Origin of the sequence: Gilliamella sp. wkB18, assembly GCF_001690875.1 — a bacterium.
Lineage (GTDB): Bacteria > Pseudomonadota > Gammaproteobacteria > Enterobacterales > Orbaceae > Gilliamella > Gilliamella apicola_A.
Window position 1 is genome coordinate 1 of sequence record NZ_LZHM01000004.1, and the last position, 7,870, is coordinate 7,870.

Here is a 7,870-nt window from a genome sequence, read left to right on the forward strand (position 1 = left end):
GCAAATCAAAATACAGGCGGGCGATAATGAAGCCGCCCGTTTAATTGCCCACGCCATATTGGGTGCGGCCGTTGCCGAGCTACAAGGCAATTCAGGGTTAGCTGGGGGCGCAGGGGCGCTTACGGGTGAAATTGCTGCGGATATCATTCGCAAACAGCTATACGGTGATAAAAGTGTTAACCAGCTAACCGAAGAAGAAAAACAAAACATCAGCGCCCTCGCCCAACTGGCCGCCGGACTTGCTACAGCCAGCGCTGGCGGTAGCATCAGTGAAGTCAGCGCTGCAGTCAGCAGCAGTAAGAATGCGGTTGAGAATAATGGATTAAGTTGGGGTGATGGTGGATTAGGTGGCGATTTTATTGGTCTTTCACCTGAAACAGGAGCCAATTATGAAGGTATCCTCCATGCCTCAGCAGCAGGTTATTTAACTCAAGAAGAAACAGACGAAGCACTAGAAAGGCTCATAACAGGTAAAGATATGCCTAATGGTAGCGATTATGTTGAACTCTGGATGCGAGCCCCAGAGCAAATAGGTGCATTTTTACCAGGACCAATTAGTGCCGCTATGGCGGCACTTGCTATGGCTGATAAATCTTTAACCGACACTGACAAAGCTGATTTGATTTCAGTATTAAACAAAGCTACAGGTGATTATTTATCTGGTGCAGATACTGAATCTTTATTAGAATTAAATACTGCTTTAAGTCGATTTGGTGCCAAAAGTACAAATAAACAATTCCAACAATTTATAAAAGAAAAAGTTGAGAATAATGTAGCAACCTCTCAAAAAGGCAATAAATCAAGCCAGTTTGGCGAGCATGCCAAAAATGAGCAAGAAATAAAAGCTGGAAAGGGCATTGTTGGGAATTCTTTAGAATGGAATTCTTGGCAAAATTACAAAAAAACGACTATTAACGGTAAACAATATGCACAGGTTGGCGACAGATTATATTCACAACATGCGATTGATAGAATGCAACCATCAGGATTAGGATCTCCAGCCGGTACAGTTGGTGCTGGGCGTAATATTTCTCCTGGAATTGTAGAGTACACTATACAGAATGGAACAAAAACGATTTCTAAGGTTAATGGTGTAGAGAGGACTGTACATTGGAGTGGTGATGTAGGTGTTGTCACTGAAAATAACGGTAAAGTTATTGTGACCATTTTAAGACGGAGTGAAAAGTGATGAAGTGGATATATCCTGATATTGTTGATAAATTGAAAAAAAAATGTGATTCTTTTTTAAACAAAGAAATTGGGGTGGAAGAAATACAATCTAGTATTTATGAGGCTGAACACCAAATTCTAGCATTAGAAGAGAAATGGTTAAGGGAATTACTTTTTGATGCAGAAAATCAAATTGAATTAAACCGTTATACGATAGATAGCGATAATTTAGAGCTATCTGTCGAACCCATCATTAAGAATATAATAACAAAAATATCATAGTGGCAATGATCCCTACCTAATCAGTAGGGATCTCTCTTTCTGTTTAGTAGAAAATATAGGAATTAATGCTGTAAATACCCCCAAACTTAGTACACAACTTACGTAAAAAATTAAGCTGCTTGTTTTAGTGTTTTATACTCAATCGGTGTCATGTTATTTAATGCCTCATGCGGTCTTTCGGTGTTATAAATCGTTAACCATTATTCGGTTAATTCTTCTTGCTTGTGTTAAGTTGTTAAAAAGATATAAGAGGCTCAATTAGCTGGAAAGGGAACAGCTGAAAATATCAACCTCAATGCAATTAATTTTAATGCTAATCAATTAATCGACAACAATAATACCATCTTACTAGCCAAAGGGACCATTAATCTTCAGGGGCGATATTAGGTAAAAAACGGGTAGCGCTATTAGGGGATAATGTCAATAACCAAGGTCTGATTGATGCGGGCGCCATCATTATTCAAGCGAAAGATAGCATCAACAGCAGCGGCAGATTAAATGCGGATAAATTGGCATATTTACAAGCCAATAACGACATCAACTTAAATAGCACCACCTCAACCACCGAAACGCATTACGGTGCGAGCAAAAGTAAAAACACCGTGATTGACCAAATTTCAAGTATCAACGTCAATGATGGTGATATTTCCTTAAAAGCAGGACATGACATCAACTTAGGCGCGGCCTTATTGGTCAATGGCGGTGAAGACGGCGTCACTAACGTGATTGCGGGGAACGATATCAATTTATCGACCTTAAAAACGCAAAGCTATCAAGACACAATATGGAATAAAAATCACACCCGCAAGGTTGATATTGAAGAAACGGTGGGCAGTGAAATTTTAACCCATGGCGACCTAAACTTAATTGCGGGACATGATATTTTAGCAAAATCGGCGGAGCTATCGAGCGATAAGCGCATAAACCTATTAGCCGAACATGATATTGATATTGGCAGTGAGCAAGAACGTTTACAGTTAACCGAGCATCACAAAACCAAAACCAAAGGCGTCCTTAACAAAGAGTCAACCACTGAAAACATTGCGGTAGATAACATCACCCAAAAAGGCAGTGGGATTTATGGTGATAGTGTGAACATCAAAGCGGGGAATGACTTAACGGTGACCGGTAGCCAAGTCATTGGTACGCATGATGTGCGTCTTGAAGCTGGGAAAGATATCACCATTAATACCGCAGAAGAATCGTATTACCAAAAACACGAAAACAAAACTAAAAAATCCGGGTTTTCAAGCAGCGGGTCAACCATCAGTTACAACAAACAATCGAGTAAAGCAACCTCCACGGTCAATGAAGTTAACCACTCTAATGCCGCAAGCATCGTTGGCACCTCAGGGGGTAATGTAATTATTTCTGCCGGTAAAAAAGTGACCATTGAAGGCAGTGATATCATTGCAGGGCGAGCACAAGGTGATACGCAGCGAGCCACGGGACACATTGATATCACGGGTGAAGATATTGCCATTATTCCAAGTAAAGACACCCTTAATATACAAAACAGTTATCAATCCAAATCCTCAGGGATTGGAATATCAATAAGTAACCCGTTGATAGACAGTGTACGTAATATTCATGACATTTTTCAGTCTCATGGTAGTAAGGTCGATAAACACAAAAAATTATTTGAAAGTGAACTCCCGGCTTTTGGGGCAGACATAGCTAACCCAACCCAGCTACCTATTACGCTTAATCATTCAAGCAGTAAACAAAAATCCAGCCTCTACGGTGAATATCAAAATGGCAGCAGCTTAACCGCTGCGGGTAACATTCAACTGCATGCCACTAAAAGTCAAGCTCGTGATGCTCAAGGCAATTTAACGCATGGCGATGTAATGATAAGTGGTGCGCAGTTAGCCGCCGGTGAAAATATCATTATTGAAGCTAATCGTGATGTCAATATTACCACCTCAACCGATAAGCAAAACGAGCACAATAAATCCAGCAGTAAACAGACCAATATTACCTTAGGGGTACCTACTGCTGGCTCAAGTATTCGCTTTATTAATGGCAGCCCAAATCATGGAGTGGGCATGTTACCGTATGGTGACCAACGTAACGGTGAACAACATCATGCCGATGCCACAGCGCAAAATCCGTCTTCATTAACGGCGAATAATATTTACATTAACAGTAAAGAAGGTCATGTTAATATCACCAGTAGCCAAATTGCTGCGGAAAAAGACATCAACATTAAAGCCAATAAAGGCAATATTACCGTCAATACAAGTAAAGATGCGTCTCGTATTGAAGAAAAAGGCTATCATAAACAAGTCGGTGAACTCGGTGGTGACGGCTACAGTGGTACTGTGGGCTGGCAAGAATCCCGCTATAAAAATTTGGAAAACAAGTCCACCCAAAGTAATATTCGCAGTGAAATTACCAGTGCTAAGGGTAATGTCAATTTGTGGGCCGGTGAGGATATTCGTCTGTCTGGTACCGATATTACCGCCGATAAATCGGTGAACTTAACCGGTAAAAATGTGATTATGGATACCAGTGAAGATGATAAGTTACTGCAATCACAAACCCAAGATAAGCAATACGGTATTACGGTTTCTACATCGGGCTATTTTGTCAGTGCCTCTCAAGCGATTGATAAAGCCGCTAAATCCGTCGAAAATCATGACGATAAACGCTTATCTGCCATTTATGCCGCCAAGGCAGCGGTTAATGCGGGGCAAGCAAAATTTAATACATCAGGTATCAATCATGTCAGTACCGGTATTGAAGAAAATAATAATGGTATGTCATCGTCCTTAGTCAAAGTCACCGTGAGCGCTACAGCCAATAATGCCAAACAAAAAAATGAGTACCACCATCATTCCCAATCCGGTACCGTTATTCATGCCGGTCAAAATGTGAATATCACAGCGCAAGAAAACATTGAAGGCAAAGGGGTGGATATTCAAGGGCACAATATTAATCTTAATGCCGGCAATGACATTAAATTCGATGCAGCACAAAGTACCGAAAAGATTAAAAACCGGGATTCTGGCAACCATTATGGGGTTGGCGTTGGATTTGGGTTAATTGGCGGACAAAACGGTTTCTCCGTAGAAATAGCAGCCAGCCAGTCAAAAGGTAAAGAAAACGGTTATTCCGAAATTAATCACAACAGTAAAGTAACTGCCGGTAATGCGCTGAACATTCACAGTGGGCGTGATGTTATCTTAGACGGTGCGGAGCTGGCAGGTAATCGGGTGACTGCAAATATTGGGCGTGATTTGCTCATTAGCAGCGTTCAAGATAAAGAAAAACTCGATTCTAAACACACCTCATCCGGTGCCAATGTCAGTATTTGCGTTCCCCCTATCTGTTATGGGGGCAGTCAAGCCAGTGGTAACTTTAGTCAAGATAGGATGAAAAATGACTATGCGTCGGTCAATGAACAATCGGGCATTTTTGCTGGCACGGGCGGCTATGACATTACCGTGGGTAACCATACCCAGTTAAATGGTGCGGTGATTGCATCAACAGCGGATAAAGACAATAATCGGTTAGATACCGGCACTATCGGCTTTACCGATATTAAAAACAAAGCGGAATTTGAGGTAGATAGCATTGGGATGGCAGGAAGCACCAGTCATACCGATGGTAATCCAAAACCGAATGGCGGGATGCCATCGATATATGAGCACGATGATAAAACCTCAAACATCACCCATTCGGCAATCAGTGAGGGAGAATTAATCATCCGTGACACGGACAAACAAATCCAAGATATAAATGAACTCAGTCATGACACTGAGCAGGCACACCACAAACTCAACCCTATCTTTGATAAAGAAAAAGAACAAACCCGACAAGAAATTGTCACCGGCTTAAAAGATTTAGGCGCCGAGATTAAAGACCTAAAACAAGCCATGGATAAACAAAATAACCATGGCAATGAAAACAAAATGGGCAGTGACTTTAATAAAGGCGTCGATTCTGCTATTGCCATTATCACAGGCATGATGACAGGCGATATCGCCGGCGGCTTAGCCGGCGCCAGTGCCCCATGGTTGGCTGAGCAAATCAAAATACAGGCGGGCGATAATGAAGCCGCCCGTTTAATTGCCCACGCCATATTGGGTGCGGCCGTTGCCGAGCTACAAGGCAATTCAGGGTTAGCTGGGGGCGCAGGGGCGCTTACGGGTGAAATTGCTGCGGATATCATTCGCAAACAGCTATACGGTGATAAAAGTGTTAACCAGCTAACCGAAGAAGAAAAACAAAACATCAGCGCCCTCGCCCAACTGGCCGCCGGACTTGCTACAGCCAGCGCTGGCGGTAGCATCAGTGAAGTCAGCGCTGCAGTCAGCAGCAGTAAGAATGCGGTTGAGAATAATGGATTAAGTTGGGGTGATGGTGGATTAGGTGGCGATTTTATTGGTCTTTCACCTGAAACAGGAGCCAATTATGAAGGTATCCTCCATGCCTCAGCAGCAGGTTATTTAACTCAAGAAGAAACAGACGAAGCACTAGAAAGGCTCATAACAGGTAAAGATATGCCTAATGGTAGCGATTATGTTGAACTCTGGATGCGAGCCCCAGAGCAAATAGGTGCATTTTTACCAGGACCAATTAGTGCCGCTATGGCGGCACTTGCTATGGCTGATAAATCTTTAACCGACACTGACAAAGCTGATTTGATTTCAGTATTAAACAAAGCTACAGGTGATTATTTATCTGGTGCAGATACTGAATCTTTATTAGAATTAAATACTGCTTTAAGTCGATTTGGTGCCAAAAGTACAAATAAACAATTCCAACAATTTATAAAAGAAAAAGTTGAGAATAATGTAGCAACCTCTCAAAAAGGCAATAAATCAAGCCAGTTTGGCGAGCATGCCAAAAATGAAAAAGAATTAAATGCTGGAAAGGGAACGACGGGGACAACAACCAATGGCTACAAGGTTTCGAATGGTGCTGATAATGTTATAGCTAAGGTGGATCTTGAAAACCCAATAGTACAATCTCGTATTAATATGAAAACAGGAGATGCCGAATCAGGTTGGGTACATGTCCAGAATCGTCATTTCTCCGGGAAAGCTAATGCTAGCCAATTTTCAATTAGTGAAGCTGAAGCCAAAGCTATTTTAAGTAGCCCAGATGTATCTAAGATCCCAATTAGTAATACTAGATCGTCATACAACAAAGTTACCGGGCAAACTGATACTATTTATGAACGAGTAATTATGTTAAATAAAAATATAGGTATTGATAAATTTAGTGGTAAGCCTACAAATATTATAACAGTGCTTACAGATAGACATGGTAATTTGATAACAGCGACACCGGGTAGAATTAAATGAAAAATAATAATGCATTAATTGAATTCAATAAAATAGAACAGGAAATCATTGTTCCTTATTTGAAAAATGTATTTGGAACAGTCAATTCAGCATGTTGTTTGTATCATATGATAGAACAAGGTGAAGATATTTATACTTATCTTATCAATGGAGACCAGGTTATTACTCTAGAGGTCTCTCGAATTGATAACTCAATTATAGAGGATAGTATTATAACTATCGAAGAATATGCAAAGATGATGAAAGGTAAGCAGTATCATCGTTACCTGAAGGAGCTTTTAGAATTATCTAAAAGAAGCGATTTTCAAGTTTAGTTTTAATGAAAATAAGATCCTAGCTGAATTACTAGGCTCTTTCATTTTCTAGACCTGCATCGCAAGTTCAATAACTAACTTGTTGTGCTCAACTTTAATGACCACAGGGCGTCCGGCATAAAAACCGAGTGTTCAAGCCACTGGCCCTTAATGGTCAGTTGCGGTCTGGGTTGTAAAGTCCGCAGTTAGACGTGTAACCCACGGTATAAAACCGTTCAGTGGGTTGTGGCGCCGGGCTTTGTCTGTAATTGATTTTAGTTTAGAATATGTTTTAGTTATTATTATACATCATTATCAATAATGCCTACCTGCTGTATTGCTCATTGCGCCATATCTCCCTCTATTCAAAAAATACATTAACTTACTATTTTTACTTACAAAAAATTAGCCAGGAAAGACATTGATTTTATTTAATTTTTTGTCACCGTGAGCGCTGCTGCCAATAATGCCAAACAAAAAAATGAGTACCACCATCATTCCCAATCCGGTACCGTTATTCATGCCGGTCAAAATGTGAATATCACAGCGCAAGAAAACATTGAAGGCAAAGGGGTGGATATTCAAGGGCACAATATTAATCTTAATGCCGGCAATGACATTAAATTCGATGCAGCACAAAGTACCGAAAAGATTAAAAACCGGGATTCTGGCAACCATTATGGAGTTGGCGTTGGATTTGGGTTAATTGGCGGACAAAACGGTTTCTCCGTAGAAATAGCAGCCAGCCAGTCAAAAGGTAAAGAAAACGGTTATTCCGAAATTAATCACAACAGTAAAGTAACTGCCGGT

General features: G+C 40.8%; 5 protein-coding genes and 1 pseudogene. 5 read left to right on the top strand and 1 reads right to left on the bottom strand.

From position 1 onward, the window contains the following. Window positions 1–1,189, top strand: a 1,189-nt coding sequence (locus tag A9G48_RS11405; RefSeq protein WP_065575615.1) for a VENN motif pre-toxin domain-containing protein, incomplete at its 5' end; no start/stop codon positions are given. After that, window positions 1,189–1,452 (top strand): hypothetical protein, encoded by a 264-nt coding sequence (locus A9G48_RS00030; protein ID WP_065569188.1) that lies wholly within the window; start codon window positions 1,189–1,191, stop codon window positions 1,450–1,452. The genes A9G48_RS11405 and A9G48_RS00030, both read left to right, overlap by 1 nt. A gap of 110 nt (window positions 1,453–1,562) precedes the next feature. Here the strand turns inward: A9G48_RS00030 and A9G48_RS12025 are convergent. Then, window positions 1,563–1,652: pseudogene (locus A9G48_RS12025) on the bottom strand (integrase core domain-containing protein); the annotation flags it as partial. A gap of 309 nt (window positions 1,653–1,961) precedes the next feature. On the opposite strand from A9G48_RS12025, the gene A9G48_RS00035 reads away from it, so the two are divergent. The 3 genes from A9G48_RS00035 to A9G48_RS00045 form a co-directional block, all read left to right on the top strand. Continuing rightward, window positions 1,962–6,767: a hemagglutinin repeat-containing protein gene (locus A9G48_RS00035; RefSeq protein WP_065575616.1), complete on the top strand. Its 4,806-nt coding sequence runs from the start codon at window positions 1,962–1,964 to the stop codon at window positions 6,765–6,767. Continuing rightward, window positions 6,764–7,081: a hypothetical protein gene (locus A9G48_RS00040; protein WP_065575617.1), complete on the top strand. Its 318-nt coding sequence runs from the start codon at window positions 6,764–6,766 to the stop codon at window positions 7,079–7,081. Before A9G48_RS00035 ends, A9G48_RS00040 begins: the two co-directional genes overlap by 4 nt. A gap of 426 nt (window positions 7,082–7,507) precedes the next feature. Further along, the coding region (locus A9G48_RS00045) for a hemagglutinin repeat-containing protein (RefSeq protein ID WP_141672921.1) at window positions 7,508–7,870 on the top strand (363 nt) is incomplete at its 3' end.